General features: G+C 69.8%; 14 protein-coding genes. 8 read left to right on the forward strand and 6 right to left on the reverse strand.

All coding sequences use genetic code 11. The features are described from left to right. Positions 1-83: 83 nt before the first annotated feature. The 4 genes from ftsZ (at position 84) to AC1ROD_RS17765 (ending at position 4,634) form a co-directional block, all read left to right on the forward strand. Positions 84-1,688, forward strand: a complete 1,605-nt coding sequence (gene ftsZ, locus AC1ROD_RS17750) for a cell division protein FtsZ (RefSeq protein WP_492949577.1) — start codon at positions 84-86, stop codon at positions 1,686-1,688. A gap of 198 nt (positions 1,689-1,886) precedes the next feature. Then, positions 1,887-2,786 (forward strand): UDP-3-O-acyl-N-acetylglucosamine deacetylase, encoded by a 900-nt coding sequence (lpxC, locus tag AC1ROD_RS17755; protein ID WP_492949578.1) that lies wholly within the window; start codon positions 1,887-1,889, stop codon positions 2,784-2,786. A 133-nt stretch (positions 2,787-2,919) separates the two neighbouring features. Then, positions 2,920-3,762 carry an FkbM family methyltransferase gene (locus tag AC1ROD_RS17760; RefSeq protein WP_492949579.1) on the forward strand — a complete coding sequence of 281 codons (843 nt, stop codon included), beginning with the start codon at positions 2,920-2,922 and terminating at the stop codon, positions 3,760-3,762. Continuing rightward, positions 3,759-4,634, forward strand: a complete 876-nt coding sequence (locus AC1ROD_RS17765; RefSeq protein WP_492949580.1) for an FkbM family methyltransferase — start codon at positions 3,759-3,761, stop codon at positions 4,632-4,634. Before AC1ROD_RS17760 ends, AC1ROD_RS17765 begins: the two co-directional genes overlap by 4 nt. Position 4,635: 1 nt before the next feature. On the opposite strand, the gene AC1ROD_RS17770 is transcribed toward AC1ROD_RS17765, so the two are convergent. Genes AC1ROD_RS17770 through AC1ROD_RS17780 form a run of 3 tightly spaced genes read right to left on the reverse strand, consistent with a single transcriptional unit; the run spans position 4,636 to position 6,330 of the window. Further along, entirely contained in the window at positions 4,636-5,037 is a 402-nt protein-coding gene (locus AC1ROD_RS17770) for a DUF1801 domain-containing protein (RefSeq protein WP_492949581.1), read from the reverse strand. Positions 5,038-5,047: 10 nt separating this feature from the next. Continuing rightward, positions 5,048-5,947: a lipopolysaccharide biosynthesis protein gene (locus AC1ROD_RS17775; RefSeq protein ID WP_492949582.1), complete on the reverse strand. Its 900-nt coding sequence runs from the start codon at positions 5,945-5,947 to the stop codon at positions 5,048-5,050. After that, entirely contained in the window at positions 5,941-6,330 is a 390-nt protein-coding gene (locus tag AC1ROD_RS17780; RefSeq protein WP_492949583.1) for a hypothetical protein, read from the reverse strand. The genes AC1ROD_RS17775 and AC1ROD_RS17780 overlap by 7 nt, the downstream gene beginning before the upstream one ends. A 177-nt stretch (positions 6,331-6,507) precedes the next feature. Between AC1ROD_RS17780 and AC1ROD_RS17785 the strand changes: the two genes are divergently transcribed. From AC1ROD_RS17785 to AC1ROD_RS17800, 4 genes are read left to right on the forward strand one after another with little or no spacing between them, the layout of a single operon-like run. Continuing rightward, positions 6,508-8,541 (forward strand): GumC family protein, encoded by a 2,034-nt coding sequence (locus AC1ROD_RS17785; RefSeq protein WP_492949584.1) that lies wholly within the window; start codon positions 6,508-6,510, stop codon positions 8,539-8,541. After that, entirely contained in the window at positions 8,532-9,236 is a 705-nt protein-coding gene (locus tag AC1ROD_RS17790; RefSeq protein ID WP_492949585.1) for a polysaccharide biosynthesis/export family protein, read from the forward strand. The genes AC1ROD_RS17785 and AC1ROD_RS17790 overlap by 10 nt, the downstream gene beginning before the upstream one ends. Then, the gene (locus AC1ROD_RS17795; protein ID WP_492949586.1) at positions 9,233-10,027 is read left to right on the forward strand and encodes a WecB/TagA/CpsF family glycosyltransferase; all 795 of its coding nucleotides are present in this window, start codon (positions 9,233-9,235) and stop codon (positions 10,025-10,027) included. Before AC1ROD_RS17790 ends, AC1ROD_RS17795 begins: the two co-directional genes overlap by 4 nt. Beyond that, positions 10,024-11,310 carry a hypothetical protein gene (locus AC1ROD_RS17800; protein WP_492949587.1) on the forward strand — a complete coding sequence of 429 codons (1,287 nt, stop codon included), beginning with the start codon at positions 10,024-10,026 and terminating at the stop codon, positions 11,308-11,310. Before AC1ROD_RS17795 ends, AC1ROD_RS17800 begins: the two co-directional genes overlap by 4 nt. On the opposite strand, the gene AC1ROD_RS17805 is transcribed toward AC1ROD_RS17800, so the two are convergent. The 3 genes from AC1ROD_RS17805 to AC1ROD_RS17815 all read right to left on the reverse strand — a co-directional run bounded on the left by AC1ROD_RS17805 (position 11,267) and on the right by AC1ROD_RS17815 (position 15,167). After that, positions 11,267-12,748 (reverse strand): exopolysaccharide biosynthesis polyprenyl glycosylphosphotransferase, encoded by a 1,482-nt coding sequence (locus AC1ROD_RS17805; RefSeq protein WP_492949588.1) that lies wholly within the window; start codon positions 12,746-12,748, stop codon positions 11,267-11,269. The two genes, AC1ROD_RS17800 and AC1ROD_RS17805, sit on opposite strands and share 44 nt — an antisense overlap. Continuing rightward, complete coding sequence (locus AC1ROD_RS17810) at positions 12,745-13,860, reverse strand: acyltransferase family protein (protein ID WP_492949589.1); 1,116 nt, start codon at positions 13,858-13,860, stop codon at positions 12,745-12,747. The genes AC1ROD_RS17805 and AC1ROD_RS17810 overlap by 4 nt, the downstream gene beginning before the upstream one ends. Positions 13,861-13,949: 89 nt before the next feature. After that, the gene (locus AC1ROD_RS17815) at positions 13,950-15,167 is read right to left on the reverse strand and encodes a class I SAM-dependent methyltransferase (RefSeq protein ID WP_492949590.1); all 1,218 of its coding nucleotides are present in this window, start codon (positions 15,165-15,167) and stop codon (positions 13,950-13,952) included. Positions 15,168-15,221 lie beyond the last annotated feature (54 nt).

Raw genomic sequence — 15,221 nt, forward strand, 5'->3', positions numbered from 1 at the left:
ACGGGCCCGTTAACCACTGCGAATCGGCGGGGATTTCGCAGTGGCCGTTCAGGGGGCAGGGTCGGAAGGTCGGAAACAGAAACATGTCTACTCTCTCGCTGGTGCGGCCGCAGGCCACGGAACTGAAGCCCCGGATCGTCGTCTTCGGCGTCGGCGGCGCAGGCGGCAACGCGGTCAACAACATGATCGACGCCGGCCTTGAGGGCGTTGAATTCGTCGTCGCCAACACCGACGCCCAGCACCTGTCCTTCGCCAAGACCGACCGCCGCATTCAACTGGGTGAGACCATCACCCAGGGCCTCGGCGCCGGCGCCCACCCCGAAGTCGGCATGAACGCCGCCGAGGAGAGCGCCGACGAGATCCACGCGCACCTGGACGGCGCGCATATGGTCTTCATCACCGCCGGCATGGGCGGCGGCACCGGCACCGGCGCCGCGCCGATCATCGCCAAATGCGCCCGCGACCGCGGCATCCTGACCGTCGGCGTCGTGACCAAGCCCTTCACCTTCGAAGGCCGTCACCGCATGCGTCTGGCCGATGCGGGCATCGCCGAGCTGCAACGCTACGTCGACACCCTGATCGTCATTCCGAACCAGAACCTGTTCCGCGTCGCCAATGAGCGGACCACCTTCGCCGACGCCTTCGGCATGGCCGACCAGGTCCTGCACTCGGGCGTGCGCTCGATCACCGACCTGATGATCCTGCCGGGCCTGATCAACCTCGACTTCGCCGACGTCCGCGCCGTCATGTCCGAAATGGGCAAGGCGATGATGGGCACGGGCGAGGCCACCGGCGACGACCGCGCCCTGCTGGCCGCCCAGAACGCCATCGCCAACCCCCTGCTGGACGAGACCAGCCTGAAGGGCGCCAAGGCCGTGCTGGTCAACATCACCGGCGGCCTGGACATGACCCTGCTGGAAGTCGACGAGGCCGCCAATGCCATCTCGGCCGAGGTGGACGGCGACGCCAACATCATCTTCGGCGCGGCCTTCGATCCGGCCCTGGACGGCAAGATCCGCGTCTCGGTCGTGGCCACCGGCATGGATGAGGGCGTCGCCGCCCGCATCGAGCCGACCGCCGCCCCGACCTTCGCCGACACCCGCCGCCCGGCCGCCCCCTATGCCGCCAGCCGCGCCGAGCCGGTCCGTCACGAGCCCGTTCGTGAGCCGGTGCGCGAACCGGTTCGCTCCGAGGCCTACCGCGCGCCCGAGCCGGCCCCCGTCGTTCCCAGCTTTCAGTCGACGGCTTCGGCCGTAGCCCCGACTGTTGCTCCGCGTGCGCCCGAACCGGCTCCCGTCGCTCCCGCTCCCGAGCCGGTGATCCACCACGTCGCCGAGGAACGCACCCTGGCGCCGATCGTCGATCCCTGGGTCGAGGAGTTCGAATCCGACCGCGGCCGCCGTCCGGCCGCCGCCGCCCCGGCCGACCAGGGCGACCTCTATATGGAGCGTTCGCAACCTGCGCCCGAGCCCGACTACGCCGAGCCGGCCTATGACGACCGCGATCACCGCAAGAGCGGCTGGAGCCTGTTCGGCTCCAAGAAGCCGGCCCGCCCGCAGCCGACCTATGTGCAGCAACCGGCCCCGCAGATGCGCTCGAACGCCTCGGCCCAGCCGATGCCCGAGCCGCAACCGGCCGCCGAGGACGACCTTGAAATCCCGTCGTTCCTGAGGCGCCTGGCCAACTGAAAGGCCGCCCCCAAAAGAGACTGAGTTCTGCGAACGCCCCGGGAAATCCGGGGCGTTCTGCATTTCAGCGTTCTGTTAACCACGGAAACAATCCGAAACCCGAGTTTCGTTTTCCCCTTGAGGGACGTCCGTTAGACAGATCGATGACCCCGACCGTCTTGCGTTCGGGTTGGGGCTTTTCGAAACGAGACACCGCCTTTGCCGCCACGCCATGATCATCGCGAACGGACGATCGTCGCACCCGCCATTATCGCGGGCGTCGGCGTTCACACCGGTGAGCGCGTGCGTCTGGCCATCCGTCCGGCTGCGCCGGGTGTCGGCATCGTCTTCGTCCGCACCGACATCACCGACCGCGACAACCGGATCCCGGTGTCGGGCGAGGCCGTCATCGACGCCCGCCTGAACACCATGATCGAGAACGTCGAGGGCGTGCGTCTGTCGACGATCGAACACCTGATGGCCGCCTTCGCCGCCCTGGGCATCTCCAACGCCGTGGTCGAGGTCGACGGGCCCGAGCTGCCGATCCTGGACGGCTCGGCCCTGCAGTTCGTCCAGCTGCTGGACCGCGCCGGCTTCCGCCGCCAGTCGACCCCGGTCCGCTATATCGAGATCCTGGAGCCGATCCGCGTCACCGAAGGCGACAAGACGGCGGCCCTGCTGCCCTGCGACCGTTACGAAATGCGGTTCGAGATCGATTTCGACAATGCTGTCATCGGCAATCAGGTGGTGGACTTCGTCGTCGACGAGGAAACCTTCCGCACCGAGATCATGGCCGCCCGCACCTTCGGCTTCGCCCATGAGGTCGAGGCCCTGCGCAAGGCCGGTCTGGCCCGCGGCGGGTCGCTGGAAAACGCAGTCGTCATCGACGGCGACGAGATCCTGAACCCCGGCGGCCTGCGGATGGAACGCGAGTTCGTGCGTCACAAGGCCCTGGACGCCATCGGCGACCTCTATGTCCTCGGCGCGCCCCTGCTGGGCCGCTATGAAGGCTACAAGGCCGGTCACGCGGTCAACAACCTGCTGGTCCGCGCCTTGCTGGCCAATCCGCAGAGCTGGCGCGAAGTCACCCGCGTGCCGGAGCTGGCCGAGGTCGGCTGAGGCTCGCCGGGTTCGCCCGGTCTTTCCTGACACTCCCGCAGACCGCGTTCCTTTGAGCGCTTGTTTGTGCGCGTAAGCACAACCTATAGTTGAAACTTCCGCGTGTAGGCTCGGTCCATCACGGGGAAGCGAGATGTACCGAAAGGCCGTCAGAACAGCGCAGAACTGGTTTCCGGGGCTTCGCGAGGCCAAGAACCGGTTCTACCACTGGTCGCGTTTGACCTTCGGCCTGCTGCATGACCGCGACTTCGCCCTGATCGGGCGGCTGCCGGTGCGGGCGGACGACGTCTTTCTCGACGTCGGGGCCAACCGGGGCCAGAGCATCCTGTCGCTGAAGCGGGTGCGGCCGGACGCGGCTGTCGTTTCGTTCGAGCCCAACCCGGCCATGTTCCGCTGGCTTCTGGCCCGGTTCGGGGAGCGGAAGGGCGTGCGACTGGTCAATGTGGGGCTGGGGCGGAGCGCCGAACGGCGAACCCTCTTTACGCCCTGCTACCGTGGCTTCGCCTACGACGGACTGGCGACCTTCTCGGCGGAGGCGGCGCGGGCCTATCTGTCGCCGGAGACCCTTTACGCCTTCGACCCGGCGAAACTGACGGTCGAGGAAGCCGAGTGCGAGACGCGCACCCTCGATTCCTTCGACCTGAAGCCGACCTTCATCAAGATCGACGTCGAGGGGATGGAGCACGAGGTCCTGGCCGGCGGCGCCTTCACCCTGATCGCCCATGAACCGGTGCTGATGGTCGAGCGGTTTCATGACAATCCGACGCTGGCGCCGATGCTGGCCTCGCTGGGCTACGTCGAGGTCAGGCCCCAGACGGCGGCCGAGGGGCGGGGCTTCGTGCGCGGCCATACGGACAGCGAGAACATGATCTGCATGACCCCCCGGCGGCTGGCCGAGGTGCAGGCACTCCTTCAAGCCAATCCATCACCCCCGGCGGCCTCTCAGGCCCCGTACGATCTTGCGAGCGCCCGATGAGCCTGATGCGACGCGTGCGGAAACTGACCTCACAGCCGGCCTTCCGGGCCGAGCCTGCGCGGGTTCTGGCCCGAGCCGGGGTGTTGGCCGCGACGGTGGCCATGGGGCGGGGCGCGGCCTTCGACCTGACCCCCCGGGGCGGGGAGCGGATGCGCACGCCGGCGGACCTGAAATACACCTCCATCACCGCCTTCCTGCTGCGGGACTGGGTCGAGCCCGAGCTGCGCGAGCTGGACCGGCTGCTGCGGCCCGGCGACGTCTTCATCGATGTGGGCGCCAATATCGGCCTCTACGCCCTGAAGGCGGCGCGGCTGGTCGGGCCCACCGGTCGGGTGCTGGCGCTGGAGCCGGGCGAGGCGGCCTTCGGGCATCTGACCTCCAATCTGGCGATGAACGCCTATCCCTGGGCGAAGGCGCTCAAGCTTGCGGCCTCGGACAAGGACGGGGAGGCGGTGCTGCACCATGTGCCCCTGGGCGACGACCCCCAGGCCTTTTCGCTGATCGCCAATGCGGCGACGACCGACGGCGAAACGGTGCGGACCCTGACGCTGGACAGTCTGGTCGCGCGCGAGAACCTGTGGCGCATCGACCTGATCAAGATCGACGTCGAGGGCGCCGAGCCGATGGTCATCGCCGGCACGACACGGACGCTGAGCCGGCTGCGCCCCGCGGTGATCTTCGAGTGCAATGCGTACATCAACGCTGGCGGGGCCTCGGGCGCGGCCAGCGAGACCTGGGACATGCTGGCCGAGGCCGACTACCGCTTCTTCCGCCTGAAGGACGGGGCGTTCGGCGAGATCACGACGCCGCCCGCCGACTTCTGCAATGTGCTGGCGGTGCACCGCGAGGAGCGGCCGCCGTTCGAGCGGTAGGCTACTTTCTCTTCCCCGGCTTGGACTGGTTCAGGGCGATGGCGGCGCGGACGAGGGTCTTGAGCGCTTCGCCGTCGATCACGGCGCCCTCGGGGATGTCGATGGCGCGGCGGACGTTGCCTTCGAGGCTTGAGTTGAACAGGCCGGTCGGGTCGGGCAGGGCGGCGCCCTTGGCGAAGGTCAGCTTGACCACGGCCTTGTAGGTTTCGCCGGTGCAGATCATGCCGTCGCGATACCAGACGGGCACGCCGCGCCATTTCCAGTCCTCGGTGATCTCCGGATCGGCTTGAAGGATCAGGGCGCGGCAACGGGCCAGAGTCTCGCCGCGCCAGTCGCCCAGCGCCGCGATACGGCCGTCGATGAGTTCGGAAGGGGTAGGCCCGGAGGCGGCACTGTCGGTCATGGCTCCAGATTTACACCTGCGGGAGCCTTCGTCGAGCCGTCACCGCCAAGGCCACGGCGCCGCCCGTCCAGAGGGTCGCGCTGGCCAGGGCCGCCCCGACCGCGCCCCAGACCGGAACGGCGGCGAAACACAGGACCGTGCAGGACGCCAGCTGCCACAGGCTGAGCCGACGCAGGATCCGCCCCTCTCCGGCCATGGCCAGAAGCACGTCGCGCGAGGGGAGGAGGCAGAAGACCAGCTGGCCGCAGAGCAGGATCAGCAGGACCGGCACGCCGCGCGCCGCCTCGACGTCGAGAAGGGCCAGCACCGGCTCCGCTCCGACCGCCATGACCGCGATCAGGGGCAGGCAGAAGGCCAGGGTCAGACGACGGTTGTGGCGCACGGCGGCCCGGAGCGCCGGCCAGTCGGCCAGCCGGTAGTGACGGGCGAAGGCGGGGGCCGACAGGGCGCCGAGGCTGAGCACCACCGTGGTCACCAGCATGGACAGGCGGCTGGCGAGGCTGAAGACGCTGACCGAGACCGGATCGGCCAGGGCGCCGAGGATCAGGACGGGCAGGCTCAGCAGGCTGGCTTGTGAAACCTCGACCACCAGCAGGGGGCGGGCGCCGTGCCAGAGGCTGGGCAGGGATACGGGCGGAGCAACCCAGCCGGACGCAGTGGTCAGCCGGGTTCGCTCGCGCAGGATACAGCCGAGGCCCAGCAGGCCGCAGGCTGCGAAGGCGGCGGCATAGGCGATCAACAGCCGGGTCAGGTCGCCGGCGCCCAGCATCAGGGCCGTCAGGCTGAGCGCCGGGGCGAGAGCATTCATGACCATCTGCCCCGCCGCGCCACGCTCCAGCCCGATCAGGGCGTAGGCGAGGGCATAGGCGAGGTTCTGCAGCGGGACGATCAGGGCCGCCAGCCTCAACACCCCGACCATGTCCGGCTGGCGCAGCAGGTCATGGGCGACGACCGGGCGGCGAGAAAGAGCAGAACCCCCGCCGCCGCGCTGGCGGCCCCGATGGCGGCCGAACCGGTCAGGATCGCACGCCCGGCCGCCGCCCCGTCGCCGACGGCCAGCTCGGCGGCGACATGGCGGGTCAGGGGGCGCTCCAGCCCCAGCCGGGCCACGGTCGAGACGATGTGCACGACGCTGAGCGCGAGGAAGAAACGGCCCGCGTCGTGGCCACCCAGCGCCCGCGCCGCCAGGGCGTAGAGGCCGAACTTGGCCACCGCCTCCAGCGCCCGAGCGCCCAGCGACAGAACGACATGGACCCGGGCGCGGGTCACGAGGGGCAGGGTCGTCGCGGTCACGGAAGCCTCCAGCGGCTGGATGCAACTCGTTTACCTTCTCGATGCTACCAGAACGTGTATGAATGAGTCGTCCGCAACCGGGCGACGATCCGGGGTTGGGTCTTGGTCGCAGCGGCTGGAACATGGACAGGAGAGGGCGCCGCGCAGGCTCGTGCCGCGTTGGCGGGCGTGGGGCCGATGCCGGCCGTGCGCGGCGCCTGGTCCCTGCGCGACGGCCTGACCCATCTGTTCCGCGAGGGGCGGCTGGTGCTGGCCTGTCTGGCGGGCGGACTGGCTCTGGGGCTGGTCGCCGCCGTCCTGACGCCGCCGAAATTCACGGCCGAGAGCCTGCTGCTGCTGCGCGTCGGGGCGACCGAGGCGGCGCAGGAGGGGCTGAACGGACCCCAGGCCTTTCAGGGGGCGGAGGCGGTGCAGCGGGTGCTCCAGTCCGACGCCCGCATCCTGCACAGCGAGCCGGTGATCCTCGCGGCGCTTGAGGCCACTGACGGGACCGCCCACCCCTCCGCCCGGGCCATGACGAGGTTCTCGAAGGCCCTGAAGGTCGAGGTCGATCCCGGCACCAATATCCTGCGCGTGGCCTTCGCCGATCCGGACCGGGGCCGGGCGCTGCGGGCGGTTCAGGCGGTGGTCGACGGCTATGTGGCGCGCCGGGCCGGGCTCTATGTCAACGGGGCGCGAGCGCGGCAGGATCAGGAGATCGACCGCTATGTCGCGGCCCTGAAGGCCACCGAGGCCGACATCCAGACGGTGCGCGCCGACCACGGGGTGCTGGACGTCGAGACCGATATCCGTCTGGCCTCGGACCGGCTGGACGGGTTGAGCCAGAGGGCGGCCCAGACGCGCGAACGGCTGGGCGTGGTCCGGGCCGAGCTGGCGGCGACCGGTCGGACCCTGGCGGCCACCGCCGACCGGGTTCTGGACAGTCAGGAACGCACCAATTCAACGCCCAATGACGAGGCGCGCAACACCCTGCTGCGGCTGCGTCAGGAGCGGGCCCATGTGGCGGGCCAGTACGCCGCCGACTGGCCCGGCCTGATCGAGCTGGACGCGAAGATCGCCGCGGCGCAGGCCCAGATCGTCGAAAACGCCCAGGACATCCGCTCCAGCGACCGCACGGTGCGCAATCCGGTCGCCGACATGCTGGCCCAGCGCCGCGCCGCCCTGACCGTCGAACAGGCGGCCCTGACACGGCAGTCGGCGGAGCTGGCGGGACAGGTGGCGACAGCCGAGGCGCGGGTGCGCGACCTGGCCCGGGCCGAGATGCGGCTGCACGATCTGGAGCGCAGCCGCGGCGCGTCGGAGACCATCTATCGCACCCTTCTGGTCAGCCGGGCCGGCTCCTCGCTGGAGGATCAGGCGGTCGACGACCACAATACGACCCTGCGCATCGTCCAGCCGCCGACGGCGTCCCTGGCCGGGCGGGAGCTGAGGCCGGCGCTGGTGCTGGCCGGCCTGTTCGCAGGCCTCGCGGTGGCGGCGGTGGCGGTGACCCTGGCGGTCATGCTGCGCCAGACCTTCGTCACCCCGGAAGAGGCCGAGGGCGCGCTGCGCCTGCCCGGGCTGATGATCTTCGAGAGCGAGGCGGCCGACCCCGGCTCGCCCGAGGGCCAGACGGCGGTGCGGCGGCTGGCGTCCTTCCTGACCGAAGGCGTCGACGGGCGGCCCGCGCGGGTGGTCCAGATCGTCGGGGAGGGACCGCAGAAGAGCCGCATCGGCCTGGCCCTGGCCCAGGCCCTGGCGACCTCGGGCCGGCGCGAGGCGGTGCTGCTGCTGGATCTGGATGCGGCGGACCACTACCGCCGCAAGGCCTCGGCGACGACGCTGCGCCGCCTGCCGATCGCCGCACATCATCTGGACGTGGCCCGCTCCAGCCTGCCGGGTCTGTGGGTCGCGACGGGGGAAGAAGAGAGCCTGAACGTTCTGGGCGGGGTCACCGCCGTGGAGGCGGCCCCCGAGACCCTGATGGAGGTGCTGCGCGGCGCCTTCGGCCGGATCGTGGTGGTCGGCCGCGCCGACGTGGAGGCGCCCGACGCGCGCCGCCTGCATCCGCTCGTCGACGCCACGGTGATGCTGGTCGCGGCCGAGCGCACGCGCGGTCCCGTGGCCTTGCGGATGCGCGAGGCGGTGCTGGCGGCGGGCGGCGACCTGCTGGGCTTCGTCTTCACCGGCCGACGCAAACATATTCCGGAGGCGATCTACCGATGGCTTTGAAACGGCTTCTTCCGCTGCTGCTTTTGGCGGCCTGCGGCACCACACAGGACATCCGCCCGGTCGAGCGGGAGCCGCAGGGTTTCGCGGCCTGGAGCGATGTCGCGCCCATCTATCGGCTGGGCGTCGGCGACCGGCTGAAGGTCGATTTCCTGATGACGCCCGAGATGGCGCAGGAGGCGGCGGTCGAGCCCGGCGGCTTCATCAGCCTGAAGGCCGCGGGCCGGGTCGAGGCCCAGAACCGCACGGCCGCCGAGCTTCAGGCCGCTGTCGCCGCCGCCGCCGAACCCCGGCTGCGCCACCCCGTGGTGACCCTGTCGGTGACCGAGGCCCGGGCGGCGCGGATCATCGTCGGCGGGGCGGTGTCGCGGCCGGGCGTCTATCCCCTGCCGGCGCGAGCCTCCACGCTGGAGGCGGTGATACTGGCGGGCGGCTTCAGCCCCGAGAGCCGCATGGATCAGGTCGTGATCATCCGCCAGAGACCCGAGGGGCCGCCCATGCTGAGAACCGTCGACCTGCGTCGGTTCGTGTCGAGCGGGGCCCCCGGCGAGAGCTTGGCGCTGGCCTCGGAGGACATCGTCTTCGTGCCGCGCAGCCGCGTCGCCGAGGTCAATCTGTGGATCGACCAGTACGTCAACAGGATGCTGCCGTTCAGCCGCAACGTCTCCTACACCAACAGCCTGGAGGGGGTGCGATGAGCGACGGTCTGCCTCGCCGACGCTTCCTCGGCGTCGCCTTCACCCCCCTGACGCTGGAGGCCGCGACCCGGGCCGTCACCGACCGGCCCGAGACCGCGCCCTTCGCCTTCGTGGTCACCCCCAACGCCCAGCATGTGGTCGCCGCCTATTCGGGCGAGACGCGGTTTCGCGGACCACAGGGCGCGGCCTGGATGGTGCTGAACGACAGCCGGATCCTGAGGCTGCTGTCGCTGGGCCTGTTCGGGCGGGACTTCCCACTGGCGGCCGGCAGCGACCTGACCACGCGGCTGTTCGAGCTGGGCGTGCCTTGGGACGCGCCTGTGACCCTGATCGGCGGCGACGCGGAAGTCGAGGCCCTGCTGCGGTCCCGCTTCGGCCTGACCCGCATCGCGCGCTTCACCCCGTCGTTCGGCTTCTGGCGCGATCCGGAGGAGGTAGAGCAGTGCCTGCGCTTCGTGCGCGAGCACCCCGCCCGCTATGTCTTCCTGATCGCCGGGGCGCCGCAGAGCGAGATGCTGGCCCTACGTCTGACCCAGATGGAGGGGATCACCGGCGTGGGCCTGTGTGTCGGCAGCGCCCTCAACTTCCTGACCGGACGGGTCAAGCGGGCGCCCTACTGGGTGCGGGCGGCGACCCTGGAGTGGGCGTGGCGGCTGGCGCAGCGGCCGCGCGGCCATTTCCGACGCGTCTTCATCGAGTCCGCCCCTATCCTCTGGATCGCCCTCAAGGAGCGGCTGAGGGCGAAGGCAGAGAGGGGGGGCGAGGCCGGGGCGGGGCCGTCGCCGGCGTGAGCGCGCCCCGACGCGGGCGGGTGCTGGGCGCGGTTCCGGAGCGGCCCCTGCGTCCGGCATGGCCCGCCTCATGGGGACGCACGGCCCTGCTGGCGCTGACCCTGCCGATGTTCGCGGGCCTGTTCCAGTACGTCATCGACGCGCCGGTCCTCTATGGCCTGTCCAAGGTCTGGCCGGTGCTGATCCTGCCGCTGACCGTGATCGCCGTCCTGGGGTTGAGGCCCGGCTATCAGCCGTTGCTGCTGGCGGCCCTGGCGTGGCTGCTGGCCGTCGTCCCTTTCATCAGCATGGGCCAGCTGGGCAACGACCTGCTGGGAGCCGTCGCCTCGACCGCCAAGATCTGGCCGTTGACCGGGGCCTTGGCCGGAGCGGCGGCCCTCAATCTGCTCCGGCCTTCGGCGCGCGAGCTGTTGCGGGCGGTCATGATCCTTTGCGGCCTGACCTTCGTCTTTCTGGTCGGGGCCTGGTTCCTGGCGCCGGACGCGGCCTTCAACGGCACCATCGAAACCACCAAGGTCTTCCTCAGCGACATCGAGCGCGGGCGGCGGATCAATGCGCCGATGATGTTCGGCGTGTTAGGCCTGTTTGTGCTGAACCGCTCGTTCTGGGCGCGGCCGAGGCTGTGGAAGCCGGTGCTGATCGGTCTCGGACTGGTCGCCATGGTCTGCATCTACAAACAGCGGGCCCAGATCGCGGGGACGGGGATGGTGCTGGTGCTGGGCGCGGCGCTCAGCCTCGGCCGGTGGCGCGGGCCGGCGCTGATCGGCCTGGCGGCGGCGGCGCTGGCGGCCCTGATCCCCGCGCTGCTGTGGCTTCAGGGCGGGGCGGCGGCCGAGGGACTGGGCGGCTCCCTGACCATGCGCCAGACCGAGGCCGAGGCGGCGCTGCGCTTCCTCAACGACCAGCCGTGGCGGTGGGTCACAGGCGTGGGCAGTGCGACCCGGATCGGCGGGGTGACGATGGGCGACATCGTCGGCACGCCCTTCTTCTTTCCGTCCGACCTGGGCTGGCTGGGGGTGGTGTTCGAATACGGCCTGATCGGCGCCGGTCTGATGCTGGCCCTGCACCTGTGGGCCCTGCGGCAGGCGTGGGAAGGGGCGAGGGAAAGCGGGATGCTGGAGCGGGCCCTGTTCGACTACGCCCTGTTCCTGATCGTCGTCTCGCCGATCGTCTCGGTGGTCCTGTCGCCGGGCGAGCTGGCGACGGTGTTGGCCCTCGGTTGGTGGTTGGGCCGGCGCCTCAGAACACCTGCGGCCCGGCCATGTGCAGGGTCAGGGTCTTGATCATGATCCGCAGATCCAGCTGCAGCGACCAGTTGCGCATATAGTGAAGATCGAGATCGACGCCGCGCTCGGCCTTTTCCAAGGTGTCGATCCCGCCGCGCATGCCGTTGATCTGGGCCCAGCCGGTGATGCCGGGCTTGATCTGGTGGCGGGCGGCGTAGCTCCGCACCGCTTCGGAATAGGCGCCGCTTCCGATCCGCATGCCCGCGACGTGGGGCCGGGGGCCGACGATCGACATCTCGCCGCGCAGGACATTCAGCAGCTGGGGCAGTTCGTCGATGGAGGTGCGCCGCAGCAGGGCGCCGAGCCGGGTGATGCGGGGATTGTCGCGGACCTGCCCGCCCGCCCCGTCGTCTGCGGCGTCCACGGTCATGGTGCGGAACTTGTAGATCGAGAAGGGCCGGCCGTTGAAGCCGATCCGGTCCTGGCGGAACAGGACGGGGCCGCCGCCACACAGCTTCAGCGCCACCGCCGTTCCGATCAGGATCGGCGACACGGCGATCAGGCCGATGGCCGCGACCGCATAGTCCTGGCCCGTCTTGACCAGACCTTGGGTGCCCCGGAACGGGTGGCGGGTCAGCTGCAGGGCGGGCAGGCCCGCGACCTGGGTCAGGAGGCTGGACCGCGTCAGGAAGCCGGGATGCTCCAGCGGGGTCACCACGTCGGCGGAGATCCACTGCAGCTGGTCGCCCAGGGCGAAGATCCGGTCCGACTGGCTCCATGGCAGGGCCAGGACGATCACATCGATGCGGCGGGTCTGGGCCAGGGCGCGCAGGTCGGCGATCCGTCCGACCATGGGAGAGGGGGAGGCATCGTCGAACAGGCCGACCAGTTCGAACTCCCGATGCCACTCGGCCTTGCGCACGTTGCGGATGACCTCGCCGGCCAGCAGGGTCGCACCGACCACGGCGACGCGGCGGCGCAGCAGACCCTGACGGCGCAGGATGTCGATGCTCATCGCCGAGGCGATCCGTCCCAGCGTCAACCCGGCCAGCACGCCCAGCAGCCAGACCAGAAGCCAGTGGTTGGAATTGAGCGCCGCCGGGGCGAAGGCCCAGACGACCAGCCGGTCCGTCGCGGTCGCGGCGATCAGGCCGAGCGCGACGTCCAGCCCCTGCGACCGCACCCGGTGATAGCGCTCGACCCGATAGCCACCCCAGATCTGGACCACGGCGACGAAGACGGCGGCGCCGACGGCCGCGGCGATCAGGATCTGCAGCAGGGACAGGGGCGCCGGATGGGGCGCGCCCATCAGCCAGAAGATCAGGGTGACGCCGAGAATCGTCACGGCGTCGGCGACCATGACCAGCCGGTTGATCATCCCCAGCGACACCCGGATGAACCGCATTGAGGGCCGCACGGGCCGTCGGGTCCGGCGTCGGCGGTCGGCGACGGGACGGCCGTCGGTCATGACGTCGCGAAGGGGAAAGGAGGTCATGGCCGGGAGTGCTGCGAAACAATCAGGGGTGGTGTCACGGGGCTGCTCCCGGTCTTCCGCGCGGGGCTGAAGGCGGCCAGAAGCGGGCGCTCCAGGGTGACGTGCAGGGCCCAGCCGACGAGGGAAGTCACAACGACCCCCGCCGCCACGAACAGCCAGGGCGACAGGGCGGTCAGGCCCGCCGCGCGCCAGCCCTGGGCCATGGCCGACAGCAGGACCGGGTGGACCATATAGAGGGGGTAGGAGGCGTCGCCGACGCGCTTGAGCCAGGGCAGGACCGGCAGCCGGCCGTGCGTCTCCCAGCAGACCAGTCCTCCGATCAGCAGGGTCGCGGGCAGGGCGAAGGCGATCAGCCGGGCGTGGTTCTGCGGGTCGATCAGCAGGCCGCCGATGAACAACAGCGAACAGCCGGTGACGAAGCCATAGGGGCCCTGACGCTTCCACCGCTCCGGCAGACGCTCCAGCCCGAGCGCCAGCAGGATGCCGAGCGCGAACTCCAGCATATAGGGCGAGGCGTAGAAGTGGGCGATCGGCGGCAGGGGCAGCAGCGAGGCCGCGCCCAGAAGTCCCAGGAAACCCAACAGGATAGGGGCTCTTCGCCGCGCCGCCAGCGGCAGGACCGCGGCGAGGGCCAGGTAGAAGAACATCTCATAGTTCAGGGTCCAGCCCGGGATCATCACCGGCTTCAAACCCGCGCCCTCGACCGGATTGGGCCAGGCGACGAACAGATAGGAGGCGATGATATGGGCCGGATCGAACCGGGCGCTCTGCAACAGTTGCGGCGCGACCAGAAGCAGGACGACCATCAGGCTGGTCAGAACCCAATACAGGGGCACGACCCGGATGAGGCGCTTCTTGAGGAAGGTGACGGGCGAGACCGGGCGTCGCGACAGGATCAGCCACATCACATAGCCGCTGATCACGAAGAAGATCTCGATCCCCGCCTGGAGGACGGTGGTTTCCTTCAGGCCCATCTGGCCCTGGGCGTGCCAGACGACGACACCCAGGGCCGCGGCGGCGCGCAGGTACTGGACCGACACCAGTTCGGCCGGAGGCGAACGCGATGCGCCCCCCGGCGCCCCGCCTCCCTGATCTCCGCTCAGCTCGACCATCCGCGCACCCCTCGTGATTGCACGTATAGGTTGCGTCAGAGAAGTTGATTAATCGTGTCGGCCCTGACCGGGCGGGCGATGGGCCGCCGTCAGCGCGCCGAAAGGCTCAGCTGCACCACATTGGTCCGCCCGGTCGCGAACCCGGCCTCGCAATAGGCGAGGTAGAACAGCCACTGACGGTCGAAGACGGTGGTCATGCCGCTCTCTTCCTCGCGGAACCGGCGGGCCCACAGATGCAGGGTGCGGGCATAGTCCTGACCGAAGCGGGTCGTGGCTTCGATGCTCAGGCCGTGGGGTTCGATAACGTCCTTGAGCACAGCCTCCGAGGGGAGCATCCCGCCGGGGAAGACGTATTTCTGGATGAAGTCCACCCGGCCGCGATAGCCGGCGAACAGGTCGTCGCGGATGGTGATGATCTGTAGCCCCGCCCGGCCGCCGGGCTTCAGCCGGTTGCGGACGACGTCGAAATAGGTCGGCCACCACTTCTCGCCGACCGCCTCGAACATCTCGATGGAGACGACGCGGTCGAAGGTTTCGGTGACGTCGCGATAGTCCTGCAGGCGGATCTCGACCTTGTCCGACAGGCCCGCCTTCGCCATCCGCTCGACCGCGAAGGCCTGTTGGGACGGCGACAAGGTCAGGCCGACGACGCGGCAGCCGATCTCGCCCGCGGCGTACTCCGCGAACCCGCCCCAGCCGCAGCCGATCTCCAGCACCGTATGCTCCGGCTTCAGACCGATGCTGGAGGCCAGGGCCGCATATTTCTCGCGCTGGGCGTCTTCCAGCGACTGCTCCGGCCGGGTCCACAGGGCCGAGGAATAGGTCATGCTCGGGTCGAGCCAGCGTTCATAGAAGGCGTTGCCTAGGTCGTAGTGGGCGATGATGTTCTTCTTCGACCCGCGCCGGGTGTTCAGCTTGCCGAGGCGGTGGACGATCCAGTTGACGCCGCGCCCGACCGCATTGCCCATGGCGAACTGGTCCAGACGCTCGAAATTGTCGGCGAAGACGGCCAGCAGGGCGGCCAGATCCGGCGTGTCCCACTCGCCCGCCATATAGCCTTCGGCCAGGCCGATATCCCCGGCGGCCAAGGCCCGGCCCATCATCTTCCAGTCGTGGACGATCAGGCGGGCGGGATCGGGGGAGGGCGGGCCGAAGCGATATTCCTGACGGTCCGGAGCCTGGATCACCAGGCCGCGCCCGCGCCAGTCCTGACCCACCTTGCCCAGCACCCAGAGCAGAAGCTTGCCGGGCTTCGGCGCGCGGATCGCGCGAAGGTCGAGGGCGTCGTCGATGGAAGGGGCCGTCATGGTGATCTCCGCGCGTTCACGCGTCCGGTCGGACGGTGAAGCTACGGATTAGCC

It is taken from the genome of Brevundimonas sp. GW821-FHT12E07 (genome assembly GCF_058807035.1).